Here is an 18,863-nt window from a genome sequence, read left to right on the forward strand (position 1 = left end):
CTGAACGATATTTTGCTCTACAGTGCTTTTTATTGAACACGAAGGGGAGTGTCACCGGTGACGAGTCCGAACCCGCCCGTCAAGAGTTCCCAGCGGCCCGCGGCCCCCAGCGGCACGCCGGTCCCCGCAGGACGGCCCGCGGCGCGGGCGGCCGATCTGCCCGCGCGCGTGGCGCTCGTGGTGGTCTGGAGCTCGGGCTTCATCTCCGGCAAGCTCGGCCTGCGCCACGCGGCGCCCTACACCTTCGCGGCGTTACGCTTCGCCATCGCGGGCCTGGTCCTGCTGGCCATCGCCGCCCTGCGCCGCGAACGGCTGCCCAGGGGGCGCCGGCTCGCGCACCTGGCCGTCGCCGGTGTGCTCGTCCAGGGGGTGCAGTTCTCCAGCATCTACGTGGGCATGGACCTCGGCGTGCCCTCCGGGCTCGCGGCCCTGATCATCGCCCTCTACCCGCTGACCGCTTCGCTGCTGGCCGTGCCGCTGCTGCACGAGCGGGTCTCGGCGGGCCAGTACCTCGGCCTCGTCCTCGGCCTCGGCGGTGTGGCCCTGGCGGTCGCCGAGGGGATCGAGCTGTCCGGCGGCTATCTGCTGGGCCTGGGCTTCCTCGCCCTGGGGCTGCTGGGCATCTCCGTCGGCACCGTCTACCAGAAACGGTTCTGTGGGCAGATGGAGCCGGTGAGCGGCAACGCCGTCCAACTGCTGGCCGCCTCGGCGGTGGTGCTCGTACCCGCCCTCCTCGCCGAGGGCTGGGACGTGGAGCTCACCGCCTCCTACTGGCCGGTGCTGCTGTGGAGCGCGCTGATCAACTCCATCGTCGGAGTGGGCCTGCTCTACCACCTGTTGCAGCGTCACGGCACGAGCCAGGTCAGCAGCCTGTTCTACCTGGTCCCGATGAGCACGGCCGGGCTCGGCGCCCTGGTGCTGGGGCAGCACCTCGGCCCGCTCACCCTCGGCGGGCTCGTCCTGGCCACGGCCGGCACCCTCCTCGCCAACCGTGTCCGCCGCTGAACGCCCGGAGAGCCGGGCCTTCGGCCCGGCTCTCCCTTCCCGTCGTGCAGACCGCGATCAGTGGGGCGCGCTGCGCAGGGCGGTCCGCTCCTGGTGGTCGGCTATCACGTCCTCGACGTCGTCGGCGCAGTCGCCGCACCCGGTGTTCGCACCGGTGGCCTCACGAACGGCCGGCAGGTCGAGCGCGCCGCGCTCGACGGCCGCGACCACCTCGCCCTCAGTGACCCGCGCGCACAGGCACAGCAGCGGGCCCGACTCCTCCATGTGCTTCTCCATCACTGTCCCCTTCCCAGTTGTCCGGCAGCCGGTGGACCATGCCCGGCGTCTCCGGGCGGTCCCGGAGCTCGGCCCGGCGGATCTTGCCGGAGGGCGTCAGCGGCAGGTCGCCGACGAACTCCAGGACGCGCACCCACTTCTCGCGGGGCAGCTCCTCGACCGCACAGCGGAAGACGGCCTCGGCGCTCACGGCGTCCGGCGCATGGCCCTGGGCCGGTACGACGAACGCCTTCGGCTCCCACAGCCCCACCGGGTGCGGGATCGCCACGACCGCGGCGTCGGCGACCAACGGGCTGCGCAGCAGGGCGCGTTCGAGCTCCAGCGGCGAGATCCGGTGGTCGAACGACTTGAACATGTCGTCGGTGCGGCTGATGTAGCTGAAGCTGCCGTCGTCATTGCGCACCACCAGATCGCCCGTGTGGTAGACGCCGTTCTCGAAGGCCCGGGCGGTGCGCTCGGCGTCGCCCGAGTAGCCCGTCATCATGCCGGCGGGGCGCGGCGACAGCCGGACGCACAGTTCGCCGGGGGTGCCGTCGGGCACCTCCAGCCCCGTCTCCCGGTCGATCAGTACCAGGTCGTAGCCCGGCAGGGCCCACCCCATGCGCCCCGGCCGGATCTCCCGGCCCGGGGGGTTGCCGATCTGGGCGGTCGTCTCGGTCTGGCCGAAGCCGTCCCGGACCGGCATGCCCCAGGCCCGGTGCACGGCGTGGAACAGCGCCGGCTCCAGCGACTCGCCGACGGCCGCGGCCTCCCTCAGCCGCCCGGGCCGCTCGCCCAGGCCCTGCTGGACCATGCCGCGCCACACGGTCGGCGGCGCGCAGAGCGTGGTGATCTCCCTGGTGCGCAGCGCGTGGAGGACCGCGGCGGGGCCCGGGCGCGGGTCGGCCAGGGCCACCACCGTGGCCTCGGCGTTCCACGGCACGAAGAACGAGCTCCAGGCGTGCTTGGCCCAGCCCGGCGCCGAGACGTTCAGGTGGAGGTCGCCGGGGCGCACCCCGTTCCAGTACATCCCCGACAGATGGCCGACCGGATAGCTGAGGTGGGTGTGCGCCACCATCTTCGGCCGGGAGGTGGTGCCGGAGGTGAAGTAGCAGAACAGCGGGTCATCGGCCAACGACCACCCCTGCGGGACGAACTCCCCGGCGGCACCGAGGGAGTCGGTGTACGGCAGCCAGCCGGCCCGCTCCGCGCCGACCGCGATGCGCGTGAAGTCGCCGGCGATCCCGTCGAAGCGCTCCACCAGGTCCGCGGCGGCCACGACGTGCCGGATGCCCGCCCGTTCGACGCGGTCGGCCAGATCGGCCGGGGTGGTCGTGGTGTACGTCGGGACGATCACCGCCCCCAGCTTGATGGCGGCGAGCATCACCTCCCACAGCTCGACCCGGTTGTCGAGCAGGAGCAGCAGGGGGTCCTTGCGGCGCACGCCCAGCCCCTGGAGCCAGGACGCGACCTGGTCGCTGCGGCGGGCCATGGTGTCGTAGGAGAAGTCCGTGTCGCCCTGGGGTCCCACGACCCGCAGCGCGGGGCGGGAGTTGCCGCGGGCCACCACGTCGAACCAGTCGAGCGCCCAGTTGAAGCGCTCCAGGCGCGGCCACCGGAAGGCGGCGCGCGCCGCGTCCAGGTCGTCGCGGTGGTTCAGCAGGACGTCGCGCGCCTCCCGGAACGCGCGCGTGGCATCGGTGTCATGGATAGTCATCGCAGGTGGTGCCTTTCGTGGGGAACGGTGTGCGGTCTAGCCGTGCGAACGGGCGTCGTGGCCCACGAGGACGGCCTCCGCGGCGAGCGTGCGGCGCTCCTGGGGGCCCTGTCCCGCGGCGAGCGGGGCGAGAAGCTCCCGGGCGACGGTGTCCGCCACCTTCATGAAGTCGGTGGCCACGCCCGGGCGGCCGTTGCCGATCTGGGTGAACCAGCGCACGTGCTCGGTGGGGATGCCCAGCGCGTACAGGCCCGGGTGCGCCCGTCCCGCGCCGTCGCGGACCCGGAAGGAGCCCTGGACGATGTCGAGCCCGCCGGTGGCGTACTCGGTGCCGGACGCGGCGTCGGAGTTGACGAACTCGCGGATCACCTTCTCGTCCAGGAGCTGACGGGTCAGGGGAGAGCTGTCGCGCGGCAGTGCCGGCGTGGGGATGCGCGCGTCGATGAGCACCTCGGCCGTGCGCTCGGAGCCCGCCACCTGGGGGGAGTGGACCACGAAGCGGCCGCTCGCCCCGTCGGCGGCGAAGCGGGTGTCCGGTCCCACGATCTCGACCAGCCCCTGCTCCATGAGCGCCATGAGCTGCTCGGTACGGACCATCGGCGGGCCCGCGGAGAGCAGGGCGTTGACGGGCGCGTAGTCGCGCAGGAACGCGTCGCGGTGGGACTCGGGCAGCAGCCCGCCGTAGTCGATGGCCGACCGCACCACGCCGCGCAGGTCCCGCAGGGCGTCCAGCGCCGCCTTCAGCGGACCGTCCAGCGTGCCCAGCACGGCCTCGTCGAGGTCGCGCCGCATGACGGCGAAGAGGCGCTCGTGCCAGGTCTCGTGGCTGGGGAAGACCTCGCCGGTGAAGGGACGGGCCAGCGCCCGCAGGTCCAGCGCCGGGACGTCCTCGAGCCCCGCCTCCTTCAGCAGGACGGAGGTGTCGTCGCCGCACGCCAGCAACTCGGCGTGCTGACGGGCGAACTCCTCGGCCGCCGCGGCCCCGGCGCGCGCCCGCACATGGGTGGTGCGGTAGACGTGCTCGACCTCCTTGAGCAGCAGCGGGAGGATGTCCTCGGCGAAGTCGAGCAGTGCGCTGCCGGTGGCCGACAGACGACGGGCGCGGGCCGCCGCGACGGCCTCCTGGGTCAGGAACAGCGCGGGGTGGACGTAGCCGGGGTCCTTCTGGTTGCGCCCGCGCGCCGGGATCGGCAGGCCGCTGCGGGAACCGGCGACGACGCGGGGCTCGCGGCCGCCGGGCACGTACCGCAGCCGGCCGTCCTCGCCGCGGACGAATTCGCCGCCGCGGCCGACGGTCAGCGACAGCAGGACGTCGTAGAAGGAGAGCCCCAGCCCGCGGATCGCGACGGTGGCTCCGGGGCGCACGGCGCCCTCGAGGTCCATGTCCGCGGCCGAGTCGCCGCCCAGGTAGCGCACCGTGGGCCGGCCCTCGGCGAAGCGCAGCATGGCCCGGTCGAAGTCCCCGGGTTCGTTGCGGGGATGCCCGGTCGCCAGTACCACCTTGTTCGCGGTGAGCGTGCGGGAGTCGTCCAGGGTCACCTCGTAGTCGCCCAGCGGCCCCGGCCGGACCGCGGTGACCTGCGCCCGGACGGGGATCAGGCGGACGTGGGAGGGCAGTTCGTCGGTGATGGTGCGGTAGACGAACCGCAGGTAGCGCCCGTAGTCGCGGCGGGAGGCGAAGTCGTCGGGGCCGAGCTCCGGCCGGCGCTCGTCGGCCGGCGCGTAGTCCTCCAGCCACTGGCCGAGCGAGGGGCCGGCGCCGGGCCGCGGCCGGCCGCCGTCGGGCTCGCCGGAGAACATGGTGACCTGGCCGATGACGGTGTTCATCGTGTACCAGTCGTCCTGGTCGGTCCGCCAGACGCGGCCGGCCCCGACCTCCACGGCGTCGACGGCGTAGATGTGGACCGGGTGCGGGTCGCCGCCGCCGTCGCGCAGGAGGACGGCGAGGCGCTCCAGCACGGAGATGCCCCGCGGTCCCGTGCCGACCACGGCCACGGTGTAGGGGATGCGCGGCTGTATGGGGATGTTCACTGCGATTCTCCTTGTGCCACGTGCGAGGGGGGGAACCAAGAGGAGAGGGGGATGAGGAGGGAGGGGAACGCGCGCACGGCCGCCTCAGGCGCAGGCGAGCGCGGCGCAGTCGAACGCCGACTGGACGTGGGAGAGCATTGCGAGGAGGTCGTCCGCGCGGAGCCGGGAGCTGCCGGGCGGCGCCGCGGCACGGATCGGCATGGAGCCCACCGAGAACCACCGCAGCCGGCCGTCGCCGTCGATGTAGCTGCGCGAGCGCTGGGCGTTGTCCGCGTGCAGGCAGTACGGGACGTCCAGATAGCCGCGGGCGAAGGCCGTGGTGAGCGCCCGCCCCACGTCCGGGTGGAGCTCGAGCACCGCCTCCACCAGCGTCCGGGCCTCCTCGTACACCCCGTCGTCGGGCGCCTCGCCCGACGGTGCGCCGGCCTGCTGCGCGGCCCGGGCCGCCTCCCGCAGCGCCAGGACGTTGTCCTCGACGGTGGGGATCCGGTGGGCCTCCGCGGGGGTCTTGACGATCAGGCGCTCCACACCGGTGCGGGCGGCCAGCGAGGCGCTGTGCCGCAGCAGGCCCAGCGCGCCCTCCTCGGTCCGGGGGAAGACGCCCATGTAGGTGTAGAGGACGATGTGCCAGGAGGACTCGGTCAGCAGTTCCCCGGCCAGCCGGCGCAGCGCCGCGACGGCCGCCACGTCCTGGTCGAAGTCGGTCTGCTGGGCGTAGCTGAGGGAGATGTCGCGCAGCCCGTGCTGCTCGAAGAACATGCCTTCCAGCACGGTCATCGCCACCAGCAGGCCCGGCGGGCACAGCTGGCCGAGCAGACACCCGCCGAAGCTCTCGAGGTGGGCGGACGGCGAGCGGGCGGCCAGCAGTTCGCAGCAGCGCGCCCAGGCGTCCACCGACCGGGCCAGCGGCGTGCGGCTGTAGGGCAGGCAGTACGAGACCGGGCCGCCCTCGGTGGCGTCGAGCCCGGAGTCGAGCAGGACGTGGAAGATGTCCAGCGGCAGCGAGGAGCCGTGCCGCACCTGGACGGCGAAGTGCCGCCCGCCCAGGCCGGCGGTCAACTCCCGGTTGGCGTCCGGCCCGTGCGCGACGAGGGGGTAGCCGTTGAGGCTCTCGCCGCCCTCGAGCGCACGCCGCGCGGAGTCGTGGTCGCCGACCCTGGTGTAGCTGTCCAGCGTGACGGTGCCGACGGTGCGCACCGGCACGTCCCGGACGGCCTCCAGGCCGCGCCGCATGGCCGGCCGGGTGGGAAACCCCATCCGGGGCTGTACGACCAGTTCGCCCGCCGCCTTGGCCGCCGCGACCGCCGCGCCGAAAGGCGGCGCGGCCGGCACGAAGGCCCGCTCGCCGACAGGAGCGCTTCTCACGCGGCCGCTCCCGCAAGGGCCGGCGGCGCCGCCGGCGCGAGCGGGCCCCGCGGGCCCACGTACGCCCGGAAGTCCTCGATGGCCGCGTCGCCCTCGAAGACGGCGGTGAAGCCGGCGGCCAGGAGTTCGGGCCCGTACGTTCCGCCGGCCGCGCCCTCGGTGCCGAGCTTGCCGCCGATGACGACGGGCAGACCGGCGAGGTCCGCCTCCCGGCGCAGCCGGGTGACCAGGCGGCGCCCGTCGAGGAAGCCGTGACCGTTGACGCTGCTGACGACCACCAGATCGGGGCGGTGGCGGCGGCACTCCCGCATCAGGAGGTCGTCCGGCACGCAGGCGCCGACGTTGTGCACCTGGTGGCCCATCTCCTCCAGTAGCAGCTGGAGGTACACCAGATTCCAGGTGTGGGAATCGGAGGAAACGCTCGAGACGAGGACGCGGAGCCCCCGGCTGGACAAGGTGAATTCCCGGTCGGATATGACCGCAGAAGAAGACATGCAGGTTCGCTCCCGTGGAATGAAGGGGGTAGGCGGTGCTGCGTGCGGATGAGTGGCCGAAGTGCCCCGGGCGGGCGGCGAGTTCACCGCCTGGGCAAATCCCGTGGTCCGGCAACGTGAGGATATGCCCGAAGCCCCTGCTCTCCGCTCCTTCAGCAAGCTGCAATGCAGCTTCATGACCATGATCCGGTCTGGATACGGAACCCGCGGGCGGCTCAGAATCGAGTCGACACCGACCGAAGAGGGAGCTTTGAACGATGAGTTCGACAGAAGCAGCACCCGGTGTGAAGCCGTTCGAGGCGGACGCGAACGGCATGCGTCCGGTGGAGGTGCACTGCCATGGATTCGGGGACGTGGACTTCTCTGACTTCACCCGCGTGGACCTGACCCGCCTCGACAAGTGGTGTGAGAGCGAGGGCGTGCTCGCCCTGCCGACGATGTACCTGCACCGCGACCGCCTCGCCGAGTTCGAGGACTTCATGCGCCGCTACGCGAGCATGCGCAAGGACGGGCTGCTTCCGCACGTACCGGGAGTGGCGCTCGAGGGCCCGCTCCTGTCGCACCGCGGCGGCACCCCCACCTCCACCGTGTGGGCGCCGAGCCGGCAGGAGTGGGAGCGGCTGGCCGCCCTGGGCGACCACGGCCTGGTCTACACGGTCGTCTCGCCCGACGCCTACTCCCCGGAGTCCGTCCTGCAGGATGATGCGAACCTGCGCACCAGCGACTTCTCCTGGATCGTGCCGACGCTGCTGGCCCACGGAGTGCGCCCGGCGCTCGGCCACTTCACCCGCGACGACCCGCAGCGCAGCGCGGACACCGTCGACGCGATCGTGGAGACGGCCTACCGGTCGGAGTGGAACGGCACCGGGGTGCGGGTGACGACCGACCACCTCTTCAACGACATGCCGCTGAACATCCGGCACGCCTTCCGCACGGAGCGGGCCCGCAAGGAGCGCGACCGGATCATCGAGTCCTACGACGTGCCCAACTGGACGCTCGACAACATCAGCGAGATGGCCGGCCCCGTGCCCGGCGCCATCATCCGGCAGGCGGTCAACTGCCGCATCGCCGCCTGCATCAACTTCGACGGCGAGCACGTGGACCTGGCCCTGGCCACCCGCGCCGTCCAGCTGATGGGCCCGCGCAACGCGATGATCATGACCGACCGGTGCGACTCCGCCCGGCTCGGCGGCCGTCCGCTGCACCACACCGGCGACAACGGCCTGTGGTACGAGGAGAACGGCGTCGTCGCCGCCGGCTCGCAGCCGCTGGCCCTGCACATCGCCAACGCCAAGGCCAACGGCCTGTCCGACGAGGACATCCGTTTCCTCACCACCCGTACCGCGCACCGCACCTTCGGAATCGCCGCCGAATCCGCCGCGGTTCCCGCGGCCGCCTGAACCGGCGGCCCCTTTAAAGCGGCGCGGCCGGCGTTCCCCCGGCGCCGGCCGCGTCACCGCCCCGTGCGAACGGGGTGAATTCCCCGGAACCGGGCACGGGAGACCCCCCATTTTCTCTTGTGCACGGTCCGGCGGAATCCATGGTGAATTCCGCTTCCGTGTTTTCCGGGAAACGTCGGTCAGTGCTTTTTCGACAGAACAGGATGGGGACGTGTTTGATCACATCGCGGACGCGATGAAGCAGCCGGATGTGGTCCGGCTGGACCGCAACATGTATGTCCTGCGCTTCGAGATGATGAAGATCTACTCCGCGCTCGAAGCCGTCCGGCACCTCCTGGCGACCGGCGTCGTCCAGCCCGGCGACACGCTCATGGACAGCTCCAGCGGCACCTACGGCTACTCGCTCGCACTGGCCTGCCACAAGTACGGCATGAAGTGCCGCATCGTCTGCTCGACCAAGCTCGACGACCACGTGCGCCGTCAGTTCGAGATGCTGGGCGCCCAGGTCGACCGGGTCGAGATCCCCCCGGGGCCGATGGTCGACAAGATGGACCAGGGCGCCCGGCTCAGGCGCGTCGCCCAGATCCTCGACACCGAGCACAACGTCCACTGGATGCAGCAGTACCACGACGAGGTGCACTACCTCGGCTACCGCGAGTGCGCCGAGATGCTGCAGAAGGAGTTCGGCGGCGAGCCCCTCACCCTCGTCGGCGGCGTCGGCACCGGCGCCTCCACCGGCGGGCTGACCACCTACCTGCGCGAACTCAACGACGACGTCGAACTCGTGGGCGTCCAGCCCTTCGAGAGCGTCACCTTCGGCAGCGACCCCGTCGAGGACCCGGTCGCCAGCATCTCCGGCATCGGCAGCCCCATCGTCATGCGCAACGTGCGCTACGAGCTCTACGACCGGGTGCACTGGGTCGGCTACGACAGCGCGGTCACCGCCACGACCGACCTGTTCCGCCGGCACGCCCTCTACGCCGGGATGTCCTCGGGCTGCAACTACCTCGCCGCCCGCTGGGAGGCCGCCCGCGACCCCGGGCGCCCCTGCCTCTTCATCGCCGCGGACACCGGACACCGCTACACCGACACCGTCTACTCCCGGCCCCAGGGCGAGGCGAGCGTCGAGGAACTGGCGCCCCGGTGCATCGACTCCCTGGACCAACTGGCCTTCCCCTGGTCGGTCATGGACTGGGGCCGCCGGCCCTTCCACCCCGTCAGCAAGGAGAACCCCTCGTGAACACGCCCTCGGGCCGGAACCTCATCGCCCTGGAGTGGCTGCAGTTCGGACTGGGCCGGCTCGTGACCGCCGCCGCGGAAGAGGGACTGACCGTCCACCTCCTGACCTGTGACCGGCCGGAGTACACACACGAGATGTCCACGCTGGACAGCCCCCACCTGGTCGTCCACGACGTGAACACCCACGACGTGGCGGAGGTCGTCGCCACGATCCGGGAGATCGGCGACGTGGCGGGCCTGATCAGCACCACCGACACCTGGAGCCTGGTCTCCCTCGCCGTCCGCGAGGAACTGGGCCTCGCCGGACAGGACCCCGCCTGCGTACGCCTGGTCCGCGACAAGACCCGGCTGCGCCGGCGCCTGTACGAGCACGGGCTCTCCCGCGCCGACGGCTCCCCCCTCGCCGCCGGGGACGACGCCGCCGCCGTGGCCGCCCGGGTCGGCCTGCCCCTGATCGTCAAGGACGGCGCCGGCACGGGCAGCAAGCACGTCTGGATGGCCCGTACCCCCGACGAGCTCACCACCGTGCTGCACGAGGCCCGGCGCTCCACGCTGCGCGGACAGCTGACCGTCGAGCCCTACTTCCCGGGACCGCTCTACAGCGTCGAGACCCTCACCTGGGAGGGCCGCACCCGGGTGCTCGGCGTCAGCAGCCGCATCCTCTCCGCGCCCCCCGTCTTCCGCGAGGAAGCGCTCGCCTTCCCCGTCGCGCTGCCCCCGGCCCTGGCCGCGGACGCCGAGCAGTGGATCGAGCAGGTCCTCAAGGCCGTCGGGTACACCGAGGGCTTCGCCCACACCGAGTTCATCCTGACCGACGACGGCTTCGAGGTCGTCGAGATCAACCCCCGCCTCGGCGGCGGCCTGGTCGGCGAGGAGATCTCGCAGACCATGGGCGTCAACCTCTACGAGACGTTCGTCGACCTCGCGCTGCGCCGGCGCCCCGCCCTCATGGACGCCCCGCTCACCCCCCGCCACGCCGCCGCCCACGCACGGCTCTACGCCCCGCGCACGGGCGTCTTCCTCGAGTGCCGGGGACAGGAGATGCTGGCCGGCCACCCGGGCGCCCCCGCCCTCTACGCGGCGATGCCCCCCGGTGCCACCGTGCGCACCGTCACCCACCAGGACGGCTGCGTCGCCGTGGTGTTCGCCACGGGCGCCACCTCCGAACTCGCCCTGCAGAACGTGCTGTCCGCCGCCGGTGAACTGCGGGTGCGGATGGAGGGCGACCGTGTCTGAGCGCGCCCCCCACCTCCTCGTCCTCAGCGGCTGGGCCGGAGTCGTGGAGACGGCCCTGTCCCTGGGCTTCGACGTCAGCTTCATCGGCAACACCGCCGACTTCTCCCCGCAGGACATGGACGTCCTCGGCCGCTGCCGGTACGTGCGGGCGATCCCCGCCGAGCAGGTCGTCGCCTGCCTGGAGGCCGCCCACCACATCCACGACCGGCATCCGCTCGACGCCAGCATCTCGTTCGGCGAGTTCGGCATGGAGAGCTCCGCCGTCATCGCCGACGCCCTCGGCATCCGGGGCATCCCCCTGGCCTCCGTCGCGGCCACCCGTTACAAGGACCGGATGCGCGACATCCTCGCCGACCACCCGCACCTCGCGCTCGGCTGGGCCCGGGTCGAGAGCGCCGAGGACCTGGAGAAGTTCCACGCCCGCTACGGGCTCCCGCTGATCGTCAAGCCCGTCGCCGGCTCCGGAAGCGTCGGCGTACGCCAGCTCACCACCCCCGGCGAACTGCGGCACACGCTCGACGACGCCCGCTTCTGGCTCCAGGGCTCCTACCTGGCCGAGGAGCTCGTCGAGGGCGACGAGCTCTACAGCGTCGAGACCGTGACCCTCGACGGCCGGCACGCCATCGCCGGGATCTCGCTGTGCCGCCTCGCCCGCCACCCCAACATCGCGATCACCGAGATCACGGTGCCGCCGCCGGCCCCCTACGACCGCCACACCGAGAACATCAGCCGCACGGTACGGGCCTTCCTCGACGCCATCGGGCACACCTGGGGACTGACCCACACCGAGGTCAAGGTGGCTCCCGACGGGCGACCGGTGATCATCGAGTCCCAGACCCGCATCGGCGGCTACCGCATCTTCAAGATGGTCGAACACGCCGGCGGCGTCGACGAGATCGCCACCGTCCTGCGCAGCCTGCTGCCCGGAGGCGAGAGCGTGACCTCGCCCCACCTGCCGCCGACCACCGCGGTGGGCATGGTCGTCTCGCTCATCCCGCCGTCGAAGCGGGTCCGCCGCACCGCCGACGCCGAACTCCTGCGTGCCGTCGAGGGAGTGGAGGACTTCGAGATCGCCATCCGGCCGGGCGAGATACCGCTGCCCGTCGCCGCCAACACCAAGCGGCCCGGGCTGATCTGGCTGCGCGTAGCGGACCACGCCGCGGCGGAGCGGACGAAGCGGGAGATCGCGCGCACGTACTGGGTCGAGTTCGAGGACGGCGATGTCTGGCACCCGTCGTTCTGACCTCTGGGCGGGGCTGGCCGGCCTCCCCCTGAGCCTGCGCTTCCTGCTCGCCACCTCCTTCTTCATGCCGCTCGCCAGCTTCATGGTCCTGCCCTTCCTGGCCATCCTGCTGCACGAGCGCCTGGGGATGTCGATGGGCTTCGTCGGGCTGCTGCTGGGCGCGACGTCCATCCTGCAGTTCTCCGGTGCCCTCGGCGGCGGCCTCGTCGCCGAGCGGCTCGGCCTGAAGAAGACCATGCTCATCGGGCTCACCATCCGTACCGGCGGCTTCGCGCTGTTCACGGCGGGCCTGTCCGCGCCGAAGCCGGCCGTCGCCGCGGTGCTGCTCACCGCCTGCGGCGACGCCCTGTACTCGCCGGCCAACAAGGCCTACCTCGTGGGGCAGGTCGCCGACGAACACCGTCCGGTGCTGCTGTCGGTGAACAACTCGGCCCTGAGCACCGGGATGGCCCTGGGCACCCTGGTCTCCGGGCTGCTGATCGTGCGGATGCCGTTCCTGGTGTTCGCTGTGGTGACCGTGATGTTCACGGCGCTGACGCTGATGCACGCGGTGATGCTGCCGCGGGACGGCGCCGCCGCACCCACCGGCGAGGACCGCAAGGGCGACTGGGTGAAGGCGTTCCTGACCCCGCCCGCCCTGGTCGCCCTGATGACCGCCTACATCTTCTGGTTCTTCCAGAACTACCTGGGCGTCTTCATCACCTCCGGCCACCCGACGTTCGTCTACAGCCTGGCCCTCGTGCTCAACAGCGCGCTGGTCATTCTCGGACAGCCCCCGGCCGCGCGGTGGATCGGCCAGGTGCGCTACTCCACCGCCGCCCTCATCGCCTTCCCCGCCCTCGTCCTCGGGCTGCTGGCCTTCTCACAGCCCGGGGTGGTCTTCATCCTCGTGGGCACGGTGCTGATCAGCATCGGTGAGGGCGTCATCTTCCTCAAGAACGAGCTCGAGGCCCTCCGGGCCGTCCCCGGCCGCCCGACGCTCGCCGTCGGCAGCCAGCGCCTGGCGCTGGGCATCGGCTCCTTCACCAGCGGAGTCGTCGGCGGCCAGCTGTACGCGTTCGCCCAGTCCGACGGCGGTGCCGAGGACTTCTGGCTCTACGCCGCCCTGCAGGGCCTGCTCGCCGCGGCCCTCGTCGTCCTGGTGACCCGCGCCCGCCCGGCCCGCCGCCGGGCCGCCGTCCCGGCGCTCACCGAAACCCCGTCCGAGTGGAGTGGACCGTGACCCAGACCGCCGACCTCCCCGTGACCGCCCCCCGGGCCGGGCACCCCGACGCAGCCCCCGCCTACCGGGAACCCTCCGTCAGCGGCCCCCTCCCCGGGCCGCGCAGCGCCGAACTCCTCGACCGGCAGAGCCGGCGCGAGTCCAACGCCCGCACCTACCCGCGCAAGCTGCCCATCGCCATCCGGCGCGGGGCGGGCAGCTTCGTCGAGGACCTCGACGGCAACGTCTTCCTGGACTTCCTCACCGGCGCCGGGGTCCTCTCGCTGGGCCACAACCCGCCCGAGCCGCTCGCCGCGGCCCACCGCCAGCTCGACGAACTCGTCCACGGCCTGGACTTCCCCACACCGGTCAAGGACGAGTTCACCGACCTGACGCTCGGCATGCTCCCCGACGCGATGCGCGACCGCACGAAGATCCACTTCTGTGGGCCGACCGGGGCCAACGCCGTCGAGGCGGCCCTGAAGCTGTGCAAGACGGCCACCGGCCGCGAAGAGGTGATCTCCTTCCAGGGCGGCTTCCACGGCAGCACCCTGGCCACCCTCTCCGTGACCGGACTCGTCGAACAGAAGGCCCCCGTCCGCGGCCGCATGCCCGGGGTGCACTTCTTCCCGTACTCCAGCTGCCACCGCTGCCCGCTGGGCATGGAACGGGGCTCGTGCGCCGTCAACTGCGCCGGCTACCTCGAGCGTTCCCTCACCGACCCCAACGGCGGCATCCCCCTCCCGGCCGCGGTCATCCTGGAACTCGTCCAGGGCGAAGGCGGAGTGATCCCGGCCGACAAGGAGTTCGTCCGGCGCCTGCGCGAGATCACCCGCGCCCTGGACATCCCGCTGATCGTCGACGAGGTCCAGAGCGGCTGCGGCCGCACCGGAACCTGGTTCGCCTTCGAGCAGTACGGCATCGAGCCCGACGTCGTCGTCGCCTCCAAGGCCCTCAGCGGCCTGGGCCTGCCGGCCGCGGTCATCCTCTACGACGAGCGGCTGGACGTGTGGCTGCCCGGATCGCACAGCGGCACCTTCCGCGGCAACCAGGCCGCGTTCGCCGCCGGCGTGGCGACCATGAAGGTCGTCCGGCGCGACGGCGTCCTGGCCAACGTACGCGCCCGCGCCGAACAGCTCATGCGCCACCTCCAGGGCCTGCGCGAGGTGACCGACCGCGTCCTGGACGTCCGGGGCCTCGGCCTCATGGCCGGCGTGGAGCTCGCCGACCCCGCCACCGGCCGCCCCGCCTCCGCCCTGGCCCTGCGCGTCCAGAAAGAGGCCCTGCGGCGCGGGCTGATCCTCGAGCTGGGGGGCCGCGACGACGGAGTGGTGCGCCTGCTGCCGCCCCTGAACTGCACCGCCGAAGAGATCGACATCGCCGGACGGATCCTGCACCAGGCCCTCGCCGCCGCCCTCACCACCGAAACGCCCCACGGAAACGGCTGAGCCCATGGACCAGCTCACGGACACCGGCCGGACCCGCCCGGCCACCAACCCCCCGCCCGTGGCCGGGCTGCGCCTGGCGATCAGCCTCTTCTTCGCCCTCGACGGCTTCCTGTTCGCCGGATGGGTCGTGCGCATCCCCGCCATCAAGGAACAGATCGACGCCTCGGCCGGGGCGCTCGGGCTGGCCCTGCTGGGGGTGTCGGTGGGCTCGGTCACCACGATGCTGCTGACCGGGCGGCTGTGCCGGCGCTACGGCAACCACCCGGTGACGGTGGTCACGGCGGCCCTGCTGTCGCTGTCGATCGCCCTGCCCCCGCTGACCCACTCCGCCCTGCAACTCGGCCTCGTCCTCCTGCTCTTCGGCGCCGCCTACGGAGGGCTCAACGTCGCCTTCAACGCGGCGGCCGTGGACCTGGCCGAAGCCGTCCGCCGCCCGATCCTCCCCTCGTTCCACGCCGCCTTCAGCGCGGGCGGACTGGTGGGCGCCGGCCTCGGCGGAATCCTCGCCCCGCACCTGGGCCCACTGCCGCACCTGCTGCTCCTGACAGCGATCGGACTCCTCGTCACCGCCGGCGCGGGCCGCGTACTGCTGCGCGCGCCCGCACCCACGGCCGGCGGCAGCCCGCACCGCGACCGGGCCGGCATGGCGCCGGGCCACGGCCGGCCGCCGGCGGGCCGGGTGCGGCTGTTCGTCACCGTCTACGGACTGATCACGCTGTGCACGGCCTACGGCGAGGGCGCGCTGGCCGACTGGGGCTCGCTGCACCTGAGCGAGGACCTCCACACCGGACCGGGCGTGGCCGCCGCCGGGTACGCCATGTTCGCCCTGCTGATGACCCTCACCCGGGCGTCGGGCACCTGGCTCCTGGAACGCCTCGGCGACACCCCCGTCCTGGTGGCCGGCGGCCTCCTCGCGGCGGCGGGCATGCTGCTGGGCGCCCTGGCCCCGAACCTGTGGCTGGTCTTCCTGGGCTACGGGCTGACCGGGCTGGGACTGGCCAACGTCTTCCCCATCGCGGTCGGCAGCGCCGGTTCCCTCGGCGGCTCCCACGGCGTCGCGGTGGCCTCGACCCTCGGCTACACCGGCATCCTGCTCGGCCCGCCGTCCATCGGGTTCCTCACCGAGGGCTTCGGGCTGCCGACGGCCCTGACCACGATCGCCGCGCTGGCCGCCGTCGCGGCGCTGCTCGGCCACCTGATCCACCGCGGCCGGACCCGGGCCACGGCCTGACCGCCCGGCACCCCGCCCACGCGAGCGCCACGCACACCGCGCCACGAACGAAGGAGGCCGCATGGCCGTCAAAGGATGCATGTTCGACTTCTCCAGCACGCTCTTCCACCTCGAGGACGCGGAGAGCTGGCTGCGCGCCGTCGCCGGGGACGCCGGCCTGGCCGTCGGCGAGGACGAGGTGCGCCTGTGGGCCGGGCGGCTGCGGGACTTCGGCGCCGTCCCCGGCGGCCCCGCCCCCACGGACGCCGGCCCCGAGCTGACGCGCCTGTGGCAGGAGCGGGACCTGGACGTCGTACGGCACCGGGCCGCGTACACCGGACTCCTGCGCGCCGCCGGGCTGCCCTGGCCCGAGCTGATCGACGCCCTCTACGAGCGCCACATGACCGCCCCCGCCTGGCAGCCCTACCCGGACACCCGGGAGGTGCTGAGCACGCTCCACGGCAACGGCGTGGGCGTGGTCGTCGTGAGCAACATCGGCTACGACCTGCGGCCCATCTTCCGCCACCACGGCATGGACGCCTACGTCGACGCCTTCGTGCTCTCCTTCGAGCACGAGATCCAAAAGCCCGACCCGCGCCTGTTCCGGATCGCCTACGACCACCTGGGCCTCAGCGGCGCGGACGTGGCGATGATCGGCGACGACCGCGTGGCCGACGCCGGCGCGGCCGCCCTGGGCTCGCCCGTCCACTTCGTGGACCCCCTGCCCGTCACCGAGCGGCCCGACGCCCTGCGCCGGCTCCTGCCACACCTGCTGTGACGGGGCGGGTGCCCGCCCGCACCCGCCCCGGACCCCCAGGCCACCACCAGAACGGATGGGAAAGAAGGACATGCCCCTCACCTCCAGCGAGACCGCCCCCCGCATCGCCCTGGTCGGCGCCACCGGTGCCGTCGGCACCACCTTGATCGAGCTCATCGAGGAGCGCGGCTTCCCCTACCGGGAGATCCACCTCGTCGCCTCCGCGCGCTCGGCCGGCCGCGAACTGACCGTCGACGGCCGCTCCTGCACGGTGGCGGCCCTGGACACCTTCGACTTCTCCACCGTCGACCTCGCCTTCTTCTCCGCGGGCGGCTCGGTCAGCAGGAAGTGGGCGCCCTCGGCCGTGGCGCAGGGGGCCCTGGTCATCGACAACACCAACGCCTTCCGGATGGACCCCGCCACGCCCCTGGTCGTCCCGCAGGTCAACGCGCACGAACTCGACCGGCGCCCCGACAGCGGCATCATCGCCAACCCCAACTGCTCCACCATCCCCCTGGTCCGGCTCCTGCGGCCCATCGAGGACCGGTGGGGCATCCGGCAGGCCGTGGTGAGCACCTATCAGGCCGCCTCCGGACGCGGCCACTCGGGCATAGCCGAGCTGCACGAGGCCAGCCGCGTCACCCTGGACAACCCCGGGGGCCAGGCCCCCGCCGAGGAGTTCACCCCCACCCTCGCCTTCAACGTCATCCCCTTCATCGACGAACTGCTGGAGAGCGGATTCACCCTGGAGGAGCAGAAGATGCTCCAGGAGTCCCGCAAGATCCTCGGCGTCCCCCACCTCGACGTGACCACCACCTGCGTCCGCGTCCCCGTGGTCAACAGCCACTCCGAAGCCGCCTGGATCGAGTGCGCCGACGTCGTCGACCGCGACGAGCTCGTCCGGCTGCTCGCCGCGCAGAGCGAGGTCACCGTCCACGACCGGGACGCCATCGGCGGCTTCCCCACCCCGCGCACCGCCGGCAACCCCGACCACGTCCACGTCGGCCGCATCCGCGTCGCCCCGCACAACCCCCGCGGCTTCTGGCTGTGGCTCGTCTCCGACAACCTGCGCATCGGCGCCGCCCTGAACGCCATCCAGATCGCCGAAGCCCTCACCGAGCGGGGAGTGCTGTGAGCCGCGCCGTACCCGCCGTCCCGGCCGTGCCCGCCGTGCTGAAGTTCGGCGGTTCGAGCTTCGCCTCTCCCGACGCCTACGGGGAGCTGGCCCGGTCCCTGTCCGCGCGCGTCGAGGCCGAGGGACGGCCGCTGGCCGTCGTGGTCAGCGCCATGCCGGGGGAGACCGAGAAGCTGCGCGGACGGCTGCACGAGGTCGACCCCCACCCCTCGGACGACCGCGTGGCCGGCCTGCTCACCCTCGCCGACACCGTCAGCGCCCACCTGCTCACCGCGGCCCTGCACCGCCTCGGCCGGTCCGCCACCGTGCTGGCCGGGCACGAGAGCGGATTCACCACCGACGAGACCTTCATGTGGGCCCGGCTGGAGCACATCGACCCCGACCCCCTGTGGTACGCGCTCGCCCGGCACGACGTGGTCGTCGTCCCCGGCGGGCAGGCCGTCGACGGCCGCGGCCGGCCCACCTGGCTCGGCAAGAACAGCTCCGACCTGTCGGCGGTCGCCGTGGCCGTCGCCCTCGGCGCCGGCCACTGCGAGATCCACTCCGACGTCGAGGGCATCCACAGCTGCGACCCCAACAAGGTCACCGGCACCCGGCTGCTGGAGCACGTCTCCTACGAGGACGCCGCCACCATGTCCCGGCAGGGCGCCAAGGTGCTGCACCGCCGTTCCGTACGCCTCGCCGAACAGCACGGCGTCACCATCGTCTGCCGGCACAACAAGGAGCCGTTCACCACCGGCACCCTCATCGGCGGCACGGGCGCCCGGGCCGACGCGGTGGTCCTCAACCTCCGCTCCACCGTGCTCGGCTACCCCGACCACACGGCGGCCGACCGGGCCCACCAGGCCTTCCGCACCGACGGAGTGGACGCCGTCCGGCTGGAGGACGGCCCGCACGTCGCGGTCATCGGCGGCTACGTGGACCAGGAGGAGACCCAGCGCCGCCACGGCCTCGTCCCCGGACGGGCCGTCGGCATCCCCGTGACTGAGATCAGGGGCGGCCGCCCGGTCGTCCACATCGCCGCCGACGAGGACGAGGCGGTACGGCTCGCCCAGAAGCTCCACGACAACCTCGCCGTCCCCGCCTCCACCACCGCCCTTTCGACCCTCTGACCGCAGCAGGAGTAC

The 18,863-nt window shown here is 72.5% G+C and carries 16 protein-coding genes; 11 read left to right on the forward strand and 5 right to left on the reverse strand.

The features are described 5' to 3' along the window. Positions 1 to 57 precede the first annotated feature (57 nt). A complete protein-coding gene (locus ACIGXW_RS03365; protein ID WP_079274433.1) occupies positions 58 to 1,005 on the forward strand; it encodes a DMT family transporter in 948 nt (315 codons plus the stop codon). A gap of 57 nt (positions 1,006 to 1,062) precedes the next feature. Here ACIGXW_RS03365 and ACIGXW_RS03370 read toward each other — a convergent pair whose 3' ends face one another. The 5 genes from ACIGXW_RS03370 to ACIGXW_RS03390 form a co-directional block, all read right to left on the reverse strand. Further along, on the reverse strand, positions 1,063 to 1,281 hold the full coding sequence (locus tag ACIGXW_RS03370; RefSeq protein WP_218182924.1) for a (2Fe-2S)-binding protein: 219 nt from the start codon (positions 1,279 to 1,281) through the stop codon (positions 1,063 to 1,065). Beyond that, complete coding sequence (locus ACIGXW_RS03375; RefSeq protein WP_399569292.1) at positions 1,223 to 2,977, reverse strand: AMP-binding protein; 1,755 nt, start codon at positions 2,975 to 2,977, stop codon at positions 1,223 to 1,225. Before ACIGXW_RS03375 ends, ACIGXW_RS03370 begins: the two co-directional genes overlap by 59 nt. Positions 2,978 to 3,013: 36 nt before the next feature. Then, positions 3,014 to 5,008 (reverse strand): FAD/NAD(P)-binding protein, encoded by a 1,995-nt coding sequence (locus tag ACIGXW_RS03380; protein WP_399569294.1) that lies wholly within the window; start codon positions 5,006 to 5,008, stop codon positions 3,014 to 3,016. An 84-nt stretch (positions 5,009 to 5,092) separates the two neighbouring features. Continuing rightward, entirely contained in the window at positions 5,093 to 6,373 is a 1,281-nt protein-coding gene (locus ACIGXW_RS03385; protein WP_399569296.1) for a methylaspartate mutase, read from the reverse strand. Further along, entirely contained in the window at positions 6,370 to 6,867 is a 498-nt protein-coding gene (locus ACIGXW_RS03390; RefSeq protein ID WP_071966276.1) for a cobalamin B12-binding domain-containing protein, read from the reverse strand. The genes ACIGXW_RS03385 and ACIGXW_RS03390 overlap by 4 nt, the downstream gene beginning before the upstream one ends. 257 nt (positions 6,868 to 7,124) lie before the next feature. On the opposite strand from ACIGXW_RS03390, the gene ACIGXW_RS03395 reads away from it, so the two are divergent. The 10 genes from ACIGXW_RS03395 (at position 7,125) to ACIGXW_RS03440 (ending at position 18,848) form a co-directional block, all read left to right on the forward strand. Beyond that, positions 7,125 to 8,267, forward strand: coding sequence for a hypothetical protein (locus ACIGXW_RS03395; protein ID WP_218182925.1), 1,143 nt, complete (start codon positions 7,125 to 7,127; stop codon positions 8,265 to 8,267). A 211-nt stretch (positions 8,268 to 8,478) separates the two neighbouring features. Then, complete coding sequence (locus ACIGXW_RS03400; protein WP_071966277.1) at positions 8,479 to 9,507, forward strand: pyridoxal-phosphate dependent enzyme; 1,029 nt, start codon at positions 8,479 to 8,481, stop codon at positions 9,505 to 9,507. Beyond that, positions 9,504 to 10,742 (forward strand): ATP-grasp domain-containing protein, encoded by a 1,239-nt coding sequence (locus tag ACIGXW_RS03405; protein WP_399569298.1) that lies wholly within the window; start codon positions 9,504 to 9,506, stop codon positions 10,740 to 10,742. Before ACIGXW_RS03400 ends, ACIGXW_RS03405 begins: the two co-directional genes overlap by 4 nt. Further along, positions 10,735 to 11,985, forward strand: a complete 1,251-nt coding sequence (locus ACIGXW_RS03410; RefSeq protein ID WP_399569300.1) for an ATP-grasp domain-containing protein — start codon at positions 10,735 to 10,737, stop codon at positions 11,983 to 11,985. Before ACIGXW_RS03405 ends, ACIGXW_RS03410 begins: the two co-directional genes overlap by 8 nt. Next, positions 11,963 to 13,207: an MFS transporter gene (locus tag ACIGXW_RS03415; protein ID WP_399569303.1), complete on the forward strand. Its 1,245-nt coding sequence runs from the start codon at positions 11,963 to 11,965 to the stop codon at positions 13,205 to 13,207. Before ACIGXW_RS03410 ends, ACIGXW_RS03415 begins: the two co-directional genes overlap by 23 nt. Continuing rightward, positions 13,204 to 14,634 carry a diaminobutyrate--2-oxoglutarate transaminase family protein gene (locus ACIGXW_RS03420; protein ID WP_399569305.1) on the forward strand — a complete coding sequence of 477 codons (1,431 nt, stop codon included), beginning with the start codon at positions 13,204 to 13,206 and terminating at the stop codon, positions 14,632 to 14,634. The genes ACIGXW_RS03415 and ACIGXW_RS03420 overlap by 4 nt, the downstream gene beginning before the upstream one ends. A 4-nt stretch (positions 14,635 to 14,638) precedes the next feature. Next, on the forward strand, positions 14,639 to 15,865 hold the full coding sequence (locus tag ACIGXW_RS03425; RefSeq protein ID WP_399569308.1) for an MFS transporter: 1,227 nt from the start codon (positions 14,639 to 14,641) through the stop codon (positions 15,863 to 15,865). A 61-nt stretch (positions 15,866 to 15,926) separates the two neighbouring features. Beyond that, a complete protein-coding gene (locus ACIGXW_RS03430) occupies positions 15,927 to 16,622 on the forward strand; it encodes an HAD-IA family hydrolase (protein ID WP_071966281.1) in 696 nt (231 codons plus the stop codon). A 70-nt stretch (positions 16,623 to 16,692) separates the two neighbouring features. After that, positions 16,693 to 17,736 (forward strand): aspartate-semialdehyde dehydrogenase, encoded by a 1,044-nt coding sequence (locus ACIGXW_RS03435; RefSeq protein WP_399569310.1) that lies wholly within the window; start codon positions 16,693 to 16,695, stop codon positions 17,734 to 17,736. Further along, positions 17,733 to 18,848 (forward strand): aspartate kinase, encoded by a 1,116-nt coding sequence (locus tag ACIGXW_RS03440; protein WP_399569313.1) that lies wholly within the window; start codon positions 17,733 to 17,735, stop codon positions 18,846 to 18,848. The genes ACIGXW_RS03435 and ACIGXW_RS03440 overlap by 4 nt, the downstream gene beginning before the upstream one ends. Positions 18,849 to 18,863 lie beyond the last annotated feature (15 nt).

Origin of the sequence: Streptomyces sp. NPDC053079 (assembly GCF_044546695.1) — a bacterium.
Taxonomy (GTDB): domain Bacteria; phylum Actinomycetota; class Actinomycetes; order Streptomycetales; family Streptomycetaceae; genus Streptomyces.